This is a genomic window from Aeromonas sp. QDB23, from assembly GCF_027707745.1.
Classification (GTDB): Bacteria; Pseudomonadota; Gammaproteobacteria; order Enterobacterales; family Aeromonadaceae; genus Aeromonas; species Aeromonas allosaccharophila.
The window spans coordinates 12,984-29,404 of sequence record NZ_JAPCJA010000017.1 but is presented as its reverse complement, the minus strand read 5'-3'; the positions used below and the strand labels follow the sequence as shown (position 1 = coordinate 29,404).

12 protein-coding genes are annotated in these 16,421 nt (G+C 60.5%); 8 read left to right on the top strand and 4 right to left on the bottom strand.

The annotated features are described in order from the left end of the window. Window positions 1-7: 7 nt before the first annotated feature. Window positions 8-553, bottom strand: coding sequence for a hypothetical protein (locus PG888_RS09675; RefSeq protein ID WP_111809212.1), 546 nt, complete (start codon window positions 551-553; stop codon window positions 8-10). Window positions 554-876: 323 nt separating this feature from the next. Here PG888_RS09675 and PG888_RS09670 point away from each other — a divergent pair, with 323 nt between their 5' ends. The 4 genes from PG888_RS09670 to PG888_RS09655 all read left to right on the top strand — a co-directional run bounded on the left by PG888_RS09670 (window position 877) and on the right by PG888_RS09655 (window position 4,225). After that, window positions 877-1,641, top strand: coding sequence for a substrate-binding periplasmic protein (locus PG888_RS09670; RefSeq protein WP_182939106.1), 765 nt, complete (start codon window positions 877-879; stop codon window positions 1,639-1,641). A gap of 92 nt (window positions 1,642-1,733) precedes the next feature. After that, on the top strand, window positions 1,734-3,218 hold the full coding sequence (locus PG888_RS09665; protein ID WP_182939107.1) for a L,D-transpeptidase family protein: 1,485 nt from the start codon (window positions 1,734-1,736) through the stop codon (window positions 3,216-3,218). A 162-nt stretch (window positions 3,219-3,380) separates the two neighbouring features. Next, window positions 3,381-3,926, top strand: a complete 546-nt coding sequence (locus tag PG888_RS09660) for a DUF882 domain-containing protein (protein WP_033136140.1) — start codon at window positions 3,381-3,383, stop codon at window positions 3,924-3,926. Window positions 3,927-3,973: 47 nt separating this feature from the next. Then, window positions 3,974-4,225 (top strand): lipoprotein, encoded by a 252-nt coding sequence (locus tag PG888_RS09655; RefSeq protein WP_005338457.1) that lies wholly within the window; start codon window positions 3,974-3,976, stop codon window positions 4,223-4,225. 85 nt (window positions 4,226-4,310) lie between these two features. Here PG888_RS09655 and PG888_RS09650 read toward each other — a convergent pair whose 3' ends face one another. Both PG888_RS09650 and cysZ read right to left on the bottom strand, forming a co-directional pair. Next, complete coding sequence (locus tag PG888_RS09650) at window positions 4,311-4,925, bottom strand: trimeric intracellular cation channel family protein (RefSeq protein ID WP_042058557.1); 615 nt, start codon at window positions 4,923-4,925, stop codon at window positions 4,311-4,313. 146 nt (window positions 4,926-5,071) lie between these two features. Continuing rightward, entirely contained in the window at window positions 5,072-5,836 is a 765-nt protein-coding gene (gene cysZ / locus PG888_RS09645; RefSeq protein ID WP_182939108.1) for a sulfate transporter CysZ, read from the bottom strand. A gap of 214 nt (window positions 5,837-6,050) precedes the next feature. Here cysZ and PG888_RS09640 point away from each other — a divergent pair, with 214 nt between their 5' ends. The 3 genes from PG888_RS09640 to ligA all read left to right on the top strand — a co-directional run bounded on the left by PG888_RS09640 (window position 6,051) and on the right by ligA (window position 12,717). Beyond that, the gene (locus tag PG888_RS09640; protein WP_182939109.1) at window positions 6,051-9,425 is read left to right on the top strand and encodes an AAA family ATPase; all 3,375 of its coding nucleotides are present in this window, start codon (window positions 6,051-6,053) and stop codon (window positions 9,423-9,425) included. Window positions 9,426-9,440: 15 nt separating this feature from the next. Then, window positions 9,441-10,610 carry a cell division protein ZipA gene (gene zipA / locus PG888_RS09635; RefSeq protein WP_182939110.1) on the top strand — a complete coding sequence of 390 codons (1,170 nt, stop codon included), beginning with the start codon at window positions 9,441-9,443 and terminating at the stop codon, window positions 10,608-10,610. A 100-nt stretch (window positions 10,611-10,710) separates the two neighbouring features. Beyond that, a complete protein-coding gene (gene ligA, locus PG888_RS09630) occupies window positions 10,711-12,717 on the top strand; it encodes an NAD-dependent DNA ligase LigA (RefSeq protein ID WP_182939111.1) in 2,007 nt (668 codons plus the stop codon). 87 nt (window positions 12,718-12,804) lie between these two features. Here ligA and PG888_RS09625 read toward each other — a convergent pair whose 3' ends face one another. After that, window positions 12,805-13,779, bottom strand: a complete 975-nt coding sequence (locus PG888_RS09625; protein ID WP_182939112.1) for an ABC transporter substrate-binding protein — start codon at window positions 13,777-13,779, stop codon at window positions 12,805-12,807. 445 nt (window positions 13,780-14,224) lie between these two features. On the opposite strand from PG888_RS09625, the gene nrdD reads away from it, so the two are divergent. Further along, window positions 14,225-16,342, top strand: coding sequence for an anaerobic ribonucleoside-triphosphate reductase (gene nrdD, locus PG888_RS09620; RefSeq protein WP_058052762.1), 2,118 nt, complete (start codon window positions 14,225-14,227; stop codon window positions 16,340-16,342). Window positions 16,343-16,421: the final 79 nt, after the last annotated feature.

Genomic DNA, 16,421 nt, shown 5'->3' with positions numbered 1-16,421 from the left:
GCAAGGATCATTGGGCTACGGTCAAACGTACCGACTGCACATTGATGGGGGTCGGGGCCGAGAGCGCCAGAAAATTGGGGCGCTTGGGATCTGCCGTGAGCGAGTCACCGGGCAGACTGAGACGGATTTCGTTGATACCCGCTTTGGCCAGTTTCACCGTGGTGGTGAAGTCGTGACCGAGCGCCACCTTCAACAGGGCTCCGGCTTGCGGGCTGTTGATGCGGGCGTGTACGGTGAGCTGATCCGGATTGGCCGCCTGTTTGGGCAGCACGAAGTAGAGACCGCCCTGACCGCTGAGCAGGGTACCTTCATCGCTCGGCTTCTTGGCCCAGCCTTCGCTGGAGAGGAAGCGGCTCGGCTTGGTCAGATTGAGCTCGTTACCCGGCTGATAGGTCATGCTGGAGTTGTGTTCCCAGAAGCGGGTCTTGCCTTCCAGATAATAGAGTTTGTAGGCCAGGCTCACGTTGGGGTGAGCAGCCAGATAGAGGGTGTAAAGATAAAAACCGCTTAACGCCAGAATGGCAGTCAAAAAACCGAACTTTTTGTACGTCATATCACTCTCTACGCCTGACAGAATTGGTAGGCCGATGTCGCGCATATGCTAATCCAATTGCAAAAAAAGCATAGTGGATCACAAAAAAATATTTGGTCACATATTAACCCTTTTTTCCCCCTGTTCCAAACGTTGCTGTTTGCTGGTCAAACAAGGCTGGCGGGGCGCAAGTCGCCAGTGGCAAGGGGCGCTCCGGCAGGCGGTTTGGCAGATAGAGATACTTTGCTGCGTCATTTTCTAGCGGATGCGATAGTCAGCTGGCCTCTATCGCCATTTTGCAGGGGGCGATTTATGATGACTCACCTTTTCGTCAAGGATGACCTATGAAGTGGCTCTCCCTCTCTCTGTTGTTTGGATTATGGGCGCCAATGGCCTTTGCCAAGGCGCTTTGCCCCGAGCCCATTCAGGTCGGTTACGATAACTGGCCCCCCTACCATTACTATGAACCCGACTCACCGCAACAGGTGCGCGGTTATGCCGTCGAGGTGCTGACGGCCGTGCTCACCGCCATGCAATGCAGGGTCAACTATGTGGAGCTGCCCTGGAAGCGGGTACTGCACGAGATGGAGTTCGGCGAGATAGACATGGCGATGGAGGCGAACATCAACGATGAGCGCGCCCGTTATGCCTGGTTTTCCGATTCCTATAACCCGGGACGCACCTTGCTGTGGGTCAGCAAGGGCAGCCACTATCCCGAGCAGGATCTGGCGAGCTGGCTGGCCAAGGGGTACTCCATCGGGGTTACCAAAGAGTATTTTTATGGGGATGAGGTGATGTCGCTGCTCGGCCGTTATGCCAAGCAGGTGAGCGCGGTGAGCGACAAGCAGAATTACGAGAAGCTGGCCCGCGGGCGCATCGACGGTTTCCTCGGCGACATGCTGGCGACACCCAGCGCCCTTAACAAGGGGGGGCTGAGTAGTCAGTTTGTTGCTCATCCCATGGTGGTGTATGAATCGCCGAGCTTTTTCATGTTTGGCAAGCGCAGTTTTTCGCCGCAGTTCTTGCAACAATTCAACCAGAGGTTAGCCGCGTTCAAGGAGACGGATGCCTATGACATTATCTGGCAACGTTATGGCCCCGGGCGCTAGCAAAGTATTGGCCGTTCACGCATCATGAGCGGCCTGAGCATCGGGTCTGCCGGTCAGGCCTGACAGAGTGAACAAACCGTTTTGAGGTATTCATGGGGATGAAGTATTGGCTGGCTCTTGCCAATCTGGTGTGGCTGGGATGTTTGCCCGCCGGCGCGGTACATGCGACCGAAGCACAAGTAGTGGTGGCGGCCAGTGAAACCGGGCATGACTGGTATCAGGGCCGTCGGGCCGAACAGGCCCGTGTCGAGCTGGAGCAGCAGTTGCAAGAGGCTGTGCTGGCTCAGCTGCACCCCGATTTTTTCACCTTGTGGAAGCGCCTGCAGGCCGCCCCTGCCGCCAAGCGTGGCGCCATCTATGATGACATTTTTGCCAAGCTGAGCCGTTTCCAGCATGCCTGGCGGGGGATGGATCTGGTCTCTCGCGAGCAGATGAAGACCCTCAAGCTCGATTTGAATCGCCCTGTGGTGACCAAGCCCGGCAGTGGTGACCTGCTCACCCAGGTGAAATCCCTGCGCCCCCAGGTGGCGGAATACGAGGCGGTGCGGGCCAAAGTGCACAAGCTGCTGGCGATGCCGATGGCCAGCAAGTGGCCGACCCTTGATATGCCGACCCTGCGGGCCGGAGAGAGCGCCGCCGAGCTTGGCCAGATCCGCGCCATGCTCAACGAGCTGGGCGACAGTGCCCCGAGCCATGGTGATCTGATTTACGATGGCGATACCGAGCAGGCCATCAAACAGTTCCAGCGTCGTCACGGCCTCACCGCTGATGGCATCATCGGCCGTCAGACCCGTTCCTGGCTCAATACCGGCCCGCAAGTGCGCGCCAGCCTGCTGCTGCGCAACCTGTGGCGTCGTGATCTGGTGGATCAGCTTGCCGCTGGCCGCTACGTGCTGGTCAATATTCCCGACTACCGCCTGAGCGTGGTGGAGTCCGGCAACGAGGTGTTCACCAGCCGGGTCATCGTCGGCAAGGAGCAGCGGGCCACTCCCATTCTGGCCAGCGAAATTCGCTCCATCGTGCTCAACCCCTCCTGGCATGTGCCGCGCTCGATCCTGAGCAAGGACATTCTGCCCAAGCTGGGCCGTGATCCTGCCTATCTCAATCGCGAGCAGTTCGAGGTGATCGACAGCGAGGGCAACCCGGTGCAGTTCACCGAAGAGGGGTGGCATCAGGCGCTGGCTGCCGGTTTCCCCTATCGCCTGCGGCAAAAACCGGGTGATCACAATGCCCTGGGGCGCTACAAGTTCTACCTGCCCAACAATGACGCTATCTATCTGCACTCCACCCCGCGCAAGGCGCTGTTCGAGCAGGGGGCGCGCGCCTTCAGTTCGGGCTGCATCCGGGTGGAACATGCGGACGATCTGGCCGAGCTGTTGCTGGCCGATTCCCGCTATCAGCCGGACAAGGTGGCCAATATCCTCAAGGAGAGCCAGACCAAATGGTTGCCGCTCACCACGCCGATCCCGGTCTTTACCGTCTACTGGAGCAGCTGGATCGACGAAAATGGTCGCCAGCAACTGCGCAACGATATCTACGGATTTGATCGGGTCAGCTTCCAGAGCCGCCTGCTGTGATCCCAGCCACAGAGTGAAAAGCCCGGCCTGTGCCGGGCTTTTCTATGGGCGATTGAGGTTTGACAGGGCCCCCCGCCGGAGGGTAGTTTCAAGCGCCTGTATGACATTCACTCAGTGAGCTTATTCACCTTTTCGCTTGAATCTGCGATGGACGAACCCCTTATGCTGGAACAAGAGATAAGTCGACGTCGCCTGTTGCTGGGAGCCGGTTGCCTGCTGGGCAGCTCGCTGATCTCCTTCCCTGCACTGGCAAGCCGCAGTACCACCGGGCGTGAACTCAGTTTCTTCAATCTCAATACCGGCGAGCGGGTGCGCGCCAGCTATTGGGAGAATGGCCACTATCTGAGCGACGGATTGGCGGAGCTCAACCACATCTTCCGCGATTACCGGCGCAATGAAGTGTTCAATATCGACAAGAAGCTGTTTGATCAGCTATTTCTGTTGCAGCACAAGCTGGGTCGGCGCAGCGAAATCCAGCTGATCTCCGGCTATCGCGCCCCGGCCACCAATCGCCAGAAGCGTCACAAGAGCCGCGGCGTGGCCAAGCACAGCTACCACACCCTCGGGCAGGCGGTGGATGTGCGGATCCCCGGCGTACAGCTGGCTCATCTGCGCAAGGCGGCCCTCAATCTCAAGGTGGGTGGGGTCGGCTACTATCCCCGTGACAACTTCGTTCACCTCGATACCGGCCCGGTTCGCAGCTGGTAAAGGGGTTGGCAAGCTGCCAAGCTCTTCCCACCAGTGAGGAGATAGCGATGAAAAAGATAGTGATTGGCGGCCTGATCGCCCTGTTGTTGACCGGTTGCAGCAAGCTCAACCGTGAAAATTACGACCAGTTGAAGATGGGGATGAGTTACGCCGAGGCCAGCACCATTCTGGGTAAGGCGGAGCGTTGTGATGATGCCTTGGGCACTACCAGCTGCCTCTGGGGCGGGGAAGGAAAGAACATCAAGATCCGCTTTATCGCCGACAAGGCGACCTTCTTCAGCTCGGAAGGGATTAACTGAGTCGCAGACCGTCCATGAAAAAAGCGCCGCTAGGGCGCTTTTTTGTTGCTCGCAATCCAACCCGCCTCGCCAGAAGCTGGCGTACTCAGTGGGTGGCGTACTGGTAGTTGAAGGTGGGCAATCCCCACTTGAAGCGAACCGCCAGCAGTCGCAGTACAAAGCCGATGCCAATGGCGCCGAAAGCCGCCCAGTCGTTGGGCAGACCCTGATCCAGTGCCAGACAGTAGAGCGCGGCGGTGATCAGCGAAATGGCGGCATAGAGCTCGCGGCGAAACACCAGCGGAATGCGCTGGCAGAGCAAATCCCGCAGGACGCCGCCGAAGGCCCCCGTCACCACTGCCATGATGCAGGCAATACCGGCACCGTGGCCCATATCCAGCGCACGGGCCGCGCCGAAGATGGAGAAGACCACCAGCCCCAGCGCATCGAGCGCCATGAACAGCTTGCCGAGATAGCGCATCAGGGGGGCGGAGACCACTCCCGCCATCGCTGCGGCGGCAACCAGCAGCACATATTCCGGATGCTCAATCCAGAGCAGCGGATAGTGGCCCAGCAACACATCGCGAATGGTACCGCCACCGATGGCCGTCGCCGAGGCGATGATCACCACCCCAAACAGATCCATCCGTCGCCGACCCGCGGCCAGCGCGCCGGTCATCCCTTCGGCCACCAGGCCCACCAAGAAGAGTGCATGTAACATGAGATATCCCAGGGAACGAGAAAGGCCCGCATCCTACCAACTCGTGTCATATGGGACAAGCGTTCGAATACATGCATTAATTTAATTCATGCTAAATGCGAAAAAGGCACCGTTTCGGGTGCCTTTTTCTAATCAATGTTCAAGGATTAGTGGCCTAACTGCTGCTGCCGGTAGTGATCGACCCACATGGCGGTGGCGCCACAGATGGCGACCGGCATCACAAAGAGGTTCACCACCGGAATGGCGGAGAAGAGGGTGACCAGGGCGCCGAAGCTCAGGCACTTGCCACGGCGCTGCTTCAAGGCATCGCGCATGGTGATGAAGCTTATCTTGTGGTTGTCGAACGGATAGTCGATGTACTGGATCGCCATCATCCAGGCGCTGAACAGGAACCAGAGCACCGGCGCCAGGGTCTGGCCCACCACCGGGATCAGGAACAGGATCAGGCAGCCGATGGCCTTGGGCAGGTAATACTTCAGCTTGGTCCATTCGCGGCCGAAGGTGCGCGGCACATCCTTGACGATATCCAGCATGCCGCTGTCATTGGCGGGTTGGCCGGTGAGGATCTGCTCCACTTTCTCCGCCAGCAGGCCGTTGAAGGGGGCGGCTACCCAGTTGGCGACCGAGCTGAAGATAAAGGAGAAGACCACCAGGATGGTGATGAGGGCGATGGGCCACAGCAGGTAATCCAGCCAGTCGAGCCAGGCGGGGATCTGCTGATGGAGCCAGGCGAACAGGCCGTCGAGCTGCAGCAGCAGGGCATAGAAGGCCCCGGCGAACAGCACGAAGTTGACCAGTAGAGGGATCAGCACAAAGGTGCGGATGCCCGGTTGGCGAATAAGGGAAAACCCGCGCAGGAAGTAGTCTGCACCGCTGATTGAATCTTTGACCATATGGGGTGATTGGCTCATGTGAGCTCCATCTATGCATGGGAGAACTGCCAGCATATTACAAACAAGCCTTTGATTTGGTAAAGTCGCCGACTATTCCTTATTTCGTGCCGTGGCGACTGAAAATCGGGCATTGGATGGGGATGATGCCTGCATATTACAAACAAAGCTGGGTCTGGATTTGGTAAAGTCATCTGCCCGCCTCCTCTTTATTTAGCCACTGATACAGGTCGCCATGCGTCTGAAACTGATCAAACTCGCCGGCTTCAAGTCGTTCGTCGAGCCGACCCGCATCGAACTGTCGGCAGACATGACCGCCGTGGTGGGCCCCAATGGCTGTGGCAAATCCAACGTCATCGACGCGGTGCGCTGGGTGCTGGGGGAGAGCTCCGCCCGCCATCTGCGCGGCGAGAACATGACCGATGTCATCTTCAATGGCTCCATCAACCGCAGTGCGCACGGGCGCGCCTCGGTCGAGTTGGTGTTCGACAATCCCCACAACCGGGTGCCCGGCGAGTTCGGCCGCTTTACCGAGATTTCGGTGCGCCGCGAAGTGCTGCGTGACGGCTCCAACCACTATCAAATCAACGGCCAGAAGTGCCGCCGCAAGGATGTCACCGACCTCTTCCTCGGCACCGGCCTGGGCCCGCGCAGCTACGCCATCATCGAGCAGGGCACCGTCAGCCGACTGGTGGAGTCGCGCCCGGCCGATCTCAAACTCTTTATGGAAGAGGCGGCCGGGGTCTCCCGTTACAAGGAGCGGCGCCGCGAGACCGAGCAGCGCATTCGCCACACCCAGGAGAACCTGGAGCGCCTCGGCGATATTCGTGGCGAGCTGGGCTCGCGCCTCGACCACCTCAAAGCCCAGGCCGAGACCGCCGAGCGTTACAAACAGCTCAAGAGTCGTTCGCGCGCCGCCCGCGCCGAGCTGATTGGCTCCGAGTTGTGGGCGCTGGAGACGCGCCTTGGCGAGGCCAAAAGCGAGCTGGCACAGGCCGAGCAGGCGCTGGTGGCGCTCGATGCCAAGCGTACCGCCGATGAGGGGCGCCACGTCACCCTGTCGGTCGCCAGACAAGAGGTGCAAGCCGAGCAGGCGAGCCGCCAGCAACAGATTTTTCTCGGCGGGCAGGCCATCGCCCGCCTCGAACAGCAACAGCTGCACCAGAGTGAACTGGGGCGCGACTGGCAGGTCCGTGCTCAGGCGCTGGGCGAGCGGATCGCTACCCGCAAGGCGCAGCTTGCCAGCCAGCAGGATCAGCTGACCGAAGGGGTATTGCGTGCCGAGCAGGAGAGCGCCCGGCTGGAGCAGTGTGAGCAGTTGCTCACCGAGCAGCAGGAGGCCCGCCAGCAGGCCAGCGAGGGGCTGGAGCAGGCTCGCCTGCGCCAGCAGCAGTGGCAACAACAGTTGGCCGGGTTGCAGGGGCAGCTCAACCAGACCCGCACCCGCTTGGGTGGTCTGCAGGAGCTGCAAGCCAAGACCCGGCTGGCCCGTCTCAAGCTGGAAGATGAGCGAGCGGGCCCCCTCGGCGCAGAGGCTGACGATCTGCAACCGGCCCTCGATGATTTGAGCGGTCAGCTGGAGCTGACGCAGGCCGCCACTGGCGAGCTGACCGAGCAGCTGGCGCAGGCGGTCGATGCCCATGAACAACTCAAGCAGCAGCATGGCCAGCAGTTGAGCCTGCAACGGGAGCTGGAGGCGCGGCTGGCGACGCTGGATCAGATCCTCGGCGAGCAGATGGAGGGGGCGACCCTGGCCGATCGGCTGCACGTTGCCCCCGAGTGGGCAGCTGCGCTCGACAAGGTGCTCGGCCGCTGGCTCACCGCCACCCCGGCGGACGAGTGCAATCTGGCGCAAGAGGGACTCTGGATTGGCCCAGCGCAACCGGCGGTTGCCGGTACGCTGGCGGCGCAACTGGGCGGCGAGCACATTCCCGCCTTCCTCAATGCCATCTGGCTGGTGGAGAGCCGGGAGGCTGCCTTGGCCCGCCAACCGAGCCTTGCGGCCGGTGAGTCGGTACTGACACCTGCTGGCGACTGGCTGGGGCCAAACTGGGCAGATCTGGGGCAGGGCGCGGCGCTCGGCACCATGGCGCTGCTCGGTGAGCGTGAGCGGCTGCATACCGAACAGGAGAAGGTTGCCGCGGGGCTGGCACAGCTGAGCGAGCAACTTGTCGCCGCCGATGCCCGGCGCGCCCAGCTTGCCAGCGCGCAGGAGTTGTCGCAGCGAACCTTGCGCGAGCAGGAGCAGAAATGGCAACAACTGCGCGAAGCCTGGAGCCTGCAGCAGGGTCAGCGGCAGGAGCGGTTGCAGCGGCTCGGTCAGCTCGGTGAAGAGCTGATCCGGCTCGATCAGGAACAGGCCGAAGAGGCACAGCGGCTGGCCAGCGCCCGTGAACAACTGGAGCTCGATGAGGCGCGCCTTGCCGAGTTGCAGGAGCAGGGGGAGCCGCTGACACAAGCGCTGCAGGTCGCTCAGGATCAGCTGACCCGCTGCGAGCAGGCGGTTGACGAGGCGCGTGTGCGCCGCGAGCAGCAGCAAGCTGCCTGCCAGCGTTTGCAACTGGAGCTGGGCAATCTGCGCCAACTCATTACTCTGGGTGAAGAGGAGCTGGCGAGGCTCGGGCTGGAGCTGGCCGGGCTAAAAGGGCCGGATAGCGAGGCGGTGCCGGATCTGGCACCCCTGCTGGCCGAGCAGCGCAATCTGGAGGCGCAGCAACTCGCCTGCCATCAACGACTGACCGAGTTGGAGCGCCAATTGAGCGAGCTGGATCAGGCGCGCAGTGCCGATCACAAGCAGCTGGTCGTATTGCAGGAGAAGCTGGCAACCCTGCGCCTTGAGCGCGAACGCAACCTCACCCGTCGACAGGGGCTGCACGAGCAGTTCGAAGAGCTGGGGGTGAGGCTGGTGGATCTCGATCAGGCGGTGCTGATCGCCGCAGATCGCAGCAAGCTGCGGCAGGAGATCCAGACTCTGGAGGCGCAAGTGGAGGCGCTTGGCGCCATCAACCTGGCGGCGCTGGAGGAGTATGAAGAGGCGAAAACCCGCTCAACCTATCTCGAAAATCAGTGTCAGGATCTCGAGCAAGCACTGGAAACCTTGAGCCAAGCCATTAAAAGAATTGATAAAGAGACACAAATACGGTTCCGGGACACTTTCGATAAGGTCAACGAAGATTTAAAATCCCTGTTTCCAAAAGTGTTCGGTGGGGGCAGTGCCTGGCTTGAGTTGACCTCCGATGATCTTTTGGAGGCCGGAGTGAGCATCATGGCGAGACCTCCGGGTAAGAAGAATGCTACCATTGCCCTGCTTTCCGGGGGGGAGAAGGCGTTAACCGCGCTTGCGCTGGTTTTTGCCATCTTCAGACTCAACCCAGCACCTTTTTGTCTGCTGGATGAGGTGGATGCACCGCTCGATGAAGTGAACGTCGGTCGCTTCTGTTCTCTTGTCAAAGAGATGTCGAGCACAGTACAGTTCGTTTACATCAGTCATAATAAGGTCTCCATGGAGATGGCTGAGCAGCTGGTTGGCGTCACGATGCAAGAGCCCGGGGTTTCTCGCATTGTGTCGGTCGATATCGGTGAAGCCGTCGCTTTGGCTGAGCAAAACTAGAAAGAGAAGCAGCTAATGCAGGAATTGCGTTACATCTTGGTTGCCCTGGGCGGTATTGTTATTGCGGCATTGCTCATTCACGGGTTGTGGAGCAACAGAAAAAATCGTCAGGCACCGATCAAAGAGAAACCGATTGGACGGATGGACTCCAAGTCGCGGGATCGTGATAACGACGCCTTCGACAGCGATGGCATCGGCCAGGTGCGCGTGGTCAGTGGTGGCCGTCGTGCCGAGCCCAAGCTGCGTAGCGAAGAGAGCCGCCAGCCGGAACTCGCTCGTCGCCCCGCCGTACCCGCCTTTGATGATGAAGATGACGAGGACGATCTGCCGCCGCCCGTAGTGCGCAAGCCTGCTGCCCGCCCGGTTACGCCGCCTCCTGTCTATGAAGAAGAGGAAGCGTTCGACGAACCGCAGTCCGAGGAGATCGACGAGGCACCCGCCGCACCGGTGCGCAAGCCTGCACAGGTAAATCGTCGTACCCCGGTCTACCGTTCCCGTACCCAGCGCGAGCCGATGATGCAGTCGCTGGACGATGAGCCGCTGGTCGAGCCCGCCTACGCGACCGCCCCGACCTTCGGTGCCCGTGCCGAGACAGCCCGTACCGCTGACACCGTTCGTGCCGAGCCGGTGCGTGCTCCCGAGCCGGAATATCAGCCGCAGCCCCGTCATGTGGCCCCCGAGCCTGTTTATGAAGAGCCGGTCTATGTGGCACCTGCTCCGGTGGTTGAAGAGCCGCGCATGGCGCCCCAACCGGTCGAGAAGATCTGGCAGGATGTCTATGTCATCAACCTGATGGGCCGTCCGGGTCACGACTTGCAAGGTGCAACCCTGCTCTCGTCCCTGATGGCGCTGGGCTTCAAGTTTGGCGAGATGGATATTTTCCACCGTCACGAAGATCCCAACGGCAAGGGTGAAGTGCTCTTCTCCATGATCAACATGGTCAAGCCGGGCACCTTCAACCCGTACCGGATGGAGCAGTTCACCACGCCGGGTGTCTCTCTGTTCATGCAACTGCCGCTGCGCAGCAACGCCGCGTTTGCCTTCGAGGACATGCTGCAGGCTGCCGATCAGCTGGCCAGCGATCTCGATGCCATGCTGACAGATATGGATCGCAGCCCGCTGAGCGACGAGACCATTGCCCGTTACCGTCACGAGCTGGCTGCCTACGAGGCCAGTCGCGACTAAATACGCCATGCGGGTCGAGTGAATAAAAAGTGCGGTACCCTGGTACCGCATTTTTGTTTCTACCCCGGCCGGATGTTCAATCACACTTCGAGACTTTTTCATGAGCGACACCCTCTCCCGCCACCGTCAATTGTGTGAACTGCTTACCGAATATGGTCATCAGTACTATGTGCTGGATAACCCCACAGTGCCGGATGCCGAATACGATCGCCTGATGCGCGAACTGATTGCGCTGGAAGCCGAGCACCCCGAGCTGAAAACCCCGGCGTCCCCCAGCGTGCGGGTCGGCGGCCAGCCGCTGACAGCGTTCAGTCAGGTGCGCCACGAGATCCCCATGCTCAGTCTGGACAACGTCTTTAGCAGCGAAGAGCTGCAGGCGTTCGAACAGCGGATGAGCGATCGCCTCAAGCGTGAGGTACGTTTCACCTTCTGCTGCGAGCCCAAGCTTGATGGTCTGGCGGTGAGCCTGCTTTATGTGGATGGCCAGCTGGTGCAGGCGGCCACCCGGGGCGATGGTGCCACCGGTGAGGAGATCACCGAGAACGTGCGTACCATCAAGGCCATTCCGCTCGCGCTGCGTGGTACGGGTTGGCCTGCCCGGCTGGAGGTGCGTGGCGAAGTCTTTATGCCCAAAGCCGGTTTCGAGGCGATGAACGCCAGGGCGCTGGCCGCGGGCGAGAAGGTATTCGTCAACCCGCGCAACGCCGCCGCAGGCAGCCTGCGCCAGCTCGATTCACGCATCACCGCTAGTCGTCCCCTCAGCTTTTACGCCTATGGCGTGGGGGTGGGGGGCGAGCAGTTGGGCGACTCCCACTTTGGTCGCCTTCATCAGCTCAAGGAGTGGGGCCTGCCACTCAGTCCCGAAGTGAAGCTCAAAGAGGGGGCCGCCGGTTGTCAGGCGTTCCACGACGACATTCTGGCCCGTCGTGGCGAGCTCCCCTACGAGATCGACGGCGTGGTCTACAAGGTCGATGCCATCGCTCTGCAAGAGGAACTGGGCTTTGTGGCGCGCGCGCCGCGCTGGGCGACTGCTCACAAGTTCCCGGCTCAGGAGGAGATGACGGAGCTTGAGAACGTCGAGTTTCAGGTCGGCCGCACCGGCGCCGTGACTCCGGTAGCCAAGCTTAAACCGGTGTTTGTCGGCGGCGTCACCGTCTCCAACGCCACCTTGCACAATGCCGATGAGATTGAGCGCCTTGGCGTGATGATCGGCGATACCGTGATCGTGCGCCGGGCCGGTGACGTGATCCCGCAGATCGTCGCCGTGGTGGAGGCGCAGCGCCCAAGCGACGCTCGTGCGATCCTCTTCCCGACCGAGTGTCCGGTGTGCGGCTCGGCGGTCGAGCGGCTGGAAGGGGAGGCGGTTGCCCGCTGCTCCGGTGGCCTGTTCTGCGAGGCGCAGCGCAAGGAGGCGATCAAGCATTTCGCCGCCCGTCGCGCCATGGATGTGGATGGCCTTGGCGACAAGATAGTCGAGCAACTGGTGGACAAGGGACTGGTGAAGACCCCGGCCGATCTGTTCAGCCTCAACGCCATTCAGCTGGCCGGTCTTGAGCGGATGGGGCAAAAATCGGCCCTCAATCTGGTGGCTGCCATCGATGCGGCCCGTAGCACCACCCTGCCGCGCTTCCTGTTTGCCTTGGGGATCCGCGAAGTCGGGGAGGCGACCGCCCTCAATCTGGCCAACCACTTCCTCACGCTGGATGCCCTGCGCGCCGCCTCGGTGGAGCAACTGCTGACGGTGGCCGATGTGGGCGAGGTGGTGGCCAAGCATGTCTACTACTTCCTGCGTCAGCCGCACAACGTGGAGGTGCTGGAAGCCCTGCTGGCCGCCGGTATCCACTGGCCGGCCATCGAGAAGAAAGAGGCTGCACAGCAGCCTTTTGCCGGCAAGACCTTCGTGCTGACCGGTACGCTGACTACCTTGTCGCGCAACGATGCCAAGGCGGCGCTGCAGGCGCTGGGTGCCAAGGTGGCGGGATCGGTATCTGCCAAGACCGATGTGCTGGTTGCGGGGGAAGCGGCGGGTTCCAAGCTGACCAAGGCGCAGGAGCTCGGCATCACCATCTGGACCGAAGAGGAGCTGCAACAGGCGTTGCAGGGCTGAATAGCCTTCGTGAGGCCTGCTAAGCGCAGCACCCGATAAAAGAGAACCCGGCATGGCCGGGTTCTCTTTTTGTTGTAGGGCAGTCACTCACTCGCGCCAGAGGATCTTGTGGCGCCATTTGTCGGGCACGGTGAGCTGCCAGCGGGCCAGCTCGCTCTTGCTGAAGACATACTCGCCGCGCAGGGCCGCGCGCGGGGAGAGGGTGCGGGGCAGGGTGCCCGCCAGTATGGTGTTGATCAGGGAAGCGGCTTGCAGCCCCTGATCGTGACCGTCCAGCACCAGCCCACCGATGGCCATGCCCTTGCCGACGGTAAACTCCCAAAAGCAGAAAACGGGTACCGGACTGTTGGCACTGGTCCACTCCAGCACTGTCTGTTCGCTCACATGCTTGCCCTGCTCGTCGATGAGCGTGTGGTAGAGGCCGAGGAAGATCGCCTGATAGCCACTCTTCCTGGCGTTGAGCACCGCCTCCTGCCACAGGCCGTAGTCACCAAGCAACTGGCTGTTGACCCGGGTCTTGCCGACCCGCAGTTCGGTCTGGGTCTTGAATTCATCCTCGATGGCGGTGAGCGCCACGTTGCTGGAATCAAACAGCACCAGCGCTTTGTCGAGTCTCCCCATCAGCTGGCTCATCTCGCTGATGTTGCGTTTGAGTAGTGGCCGCTCCAGCACGCCAGTGATCTTGGGGTGGCCGACAAAGCCCTTGAGGCGCGGGTTCTCGTTCATGCCGAGAAACACCACCGGGGTGCCCAGCGAAGCGATCTCGTTGGCCAGATAGTTGATGGCATTGTCATCGCCCAGCACCACCAGATCCGGTTTGCTCTTGAGATAGAAGGCGATGGCCTGCTGGGCAATGTCGTCAAACTCCTCCCGCGGGTGACGCTTGGTATCCATATAGAAGTGGGAGATCTTGTGTTCCCCCTGCAAACCATTGATCAGCCCTTCGTTGTAGCTTTGGTCCCACAGGTATTCGGGATGGTAGCTGCTGATCACCAGAATGTGGGCGGCCCGTAGCGGCAGGGCGAGGGTGGCAAGCAGTAGCAACAGCAGGGAGGTGCGCATGGGTTATCCCTTGTCGAGCGGAAGAGTGTACTTACTCAGTATGGGTGGTTTTGGTTGGCGCTGTCATCTCGAAACCGGTGTGGTGGGGGGCGATTTTTTTTCGGCTGGGCGGATCGGACGCCAGCCCGCACCACGCTTGAGATTGGATTTGATTGGAGCTTTTTATGGTTGGTCGTGAACTGTCCCGCTCGCTGAAAAACCTGTTCTGGATCAAGAAATGAGGCTGCGCTTTGGTGCCTAATAGACACCACATATAGGGATGCATTCGTTTTTAATCCCTATATGTTGTGTTATTAAGCTGTGTATAAGCTGTTCCCTTCCTATCTTCAGCCCAGGCTTGTCAAGCCTCGGCTGAATTTATTTGCGTCCAGGACGAGATGCCGGGAAGGGGGCCCAACAAGGGTGAGCCAGAGGCAAATGCCTGGCCTTTTAACGGGGAAAATCCATGAAACCGGTTGTGATCAAACGTGACGGATGTCGCGCACCATTCAATGCCCAGCTGATTGCAGAGGCGGTCAGCCGAGCGGCGGAAGCGGTCAATCAGGCCAATCCGGCGCTGGCACTGCGTATATCAAGCGCGGTCAGCCAGGAGCTGGAAGGGCGTGGTGAAGTTGATATCCACGAGATCCAGAACCGGGTCGAAAACCACCTGATGGCTTCCGACGACAAGGCCATCGCCCGTGCCTATATCGAATATCGCCACGATCGGGATCAGGCTCGCGAGGCGCGTGGCCGTCTGGCGCAGGAGATCCGTGGTCTGGTCGAGCAGACCAATGCCGCCCTGCTCAACGAGAACGCCAACAAAGACTCCAAAGTGATCCCGACCCAGCGCGACCTGCTGGCCGGTATCGTCGCCAAGCACTATGCCACCAGCCACATGCTGCCCCGTGATGTGGTTCAGGCTCACGAGAGTGGTGATCTGCACTTCCACGATCTCGACTACTCCCCCTTCTTCCCGATGTTCAACTGCATGTTGATCGATCTGAAGGGGATGCTGACCCACGGCTTCAAGATGGGCAATGCGGAGATCGACACCCCGAAATCGATCAGCACCGCCACCGCCGTAACCGCCCAGATCATCGCCCAGGTGGCGAGCCATATCTATGGCGGCACCACCATCAACCGCATCGACGAAGTGCTGGCCCCCTATGTGACCATCAGCTGGCAGAAGCACCGTGAAGTGGCCGAAGAGTGGGGCATTGCCGATGTGGAAGCCTACGCCATGGCACGCACCGAGAAAGAGTGCTACGACGCCTTCCAGTCGCTGGAGTACGAAGTCAACACCCTGCACACCGCCAACGGTCAGACGCCGTTTGTCACCTTCGGCTTTGGTCTGGGGGATAGCTGGGAGTCGCGGATGATCCAGCGCGCCATTCTCAGCAATCGCATCGCTGGCCTTGGCAAGAACAAGAAGACCGCCGTGTTCCCGAAACTGGTGTTCGCCATCAAGGATGGCCTCAACCACAAGCAGGGTGATCCTAACTACGACATCAAGCAGCTGGCGCTGGAGTGTGCCTCCAAGCGGATGTATCCGGATATCCTCAACTACGACCAGGTGGTGAAGGTGACCGGCTCCTTCAAGACCCCCATGGGTTGCCGCTCCTTCCTCGGTGCCTACGAGGAGAATGGCGAGCTGATCCACGAAGGTCGCAACAACCTGGGGGTGGTGAGCCTCAACCTGCCGCGTATCGCGCTGAAATCCCGTGATGAAGCGGACTTCTGGGATCGTCTGGATGCCTCCCTGCGGGTCGCCAAGAAGGCGCTGATGTACCGCATCAGCCGTCTGGACGGGGTGAAGGCACGGGTTGCACCGATCCTCTATATGGAAGGGGCCTGCGGCGTGCGGCTGAAGGCGGACGACAACGTCAGCGAGATCTTCAAGAACGGTCGCGCCTCCATTTCGCTCGGCTATATCGGGGTTCACGAGACCATCAACGCCCTGTTTGGTGACAAGGTGCACCTGTTTGACAGCGCCGAGCTGCAACAGAAGGCCATCGCCATCATCGCCCGCCTCAAGGCGGCCATCGACGAGTGGAAGGATGAGACTGGTTACGGCTTCAGCCTCTACTCCACCCCGAGCGAGAACCTCTGCACCCGTTTCTGCCGCATCGATGCCAAGGAGTTTGGCGTGGTATCCGGCGTGACCGACAAGGGTTACTACACCAACAGCTTCCACCTCGATGTGGAGAAGCAGGTCAATCCGTACGACAAGCTGGACTTCGAGGCGCCCTATCCGCCCATCGCCAGCGGCGGCTTCATCTGCTACGGCGAGTACCCCAACATCCAGCACAACCTGGAAGCGCTGGAGAACGTCTGGGATTACAGCTATGACAAGGTGCCTTATTACGGCACCAACACTCCCATCGACGAGTGCTACGACTGCGGCTTCACCGGCGAGTTCGAGTGTACCTCCAAGGGCTTCACCTGCCCGCGCTGCGGCAACCACGACCCCGCCAAGGTGTCGGTGACCCGCCGTGTCTGCGGCTACCTCGGCAGCCCGGATGCGCGCCCCTTCAATGCGGGCAAGCAGGAAGAAGTGAAGCGCCGCGTCAAACATATGTAAGCGCTGCAATGATGAAGAGCTGGCCCCTGTTGCAAGGGGCCATTTTCATTGGAGGGCGGCAGTCATGCCGCATTCCCGT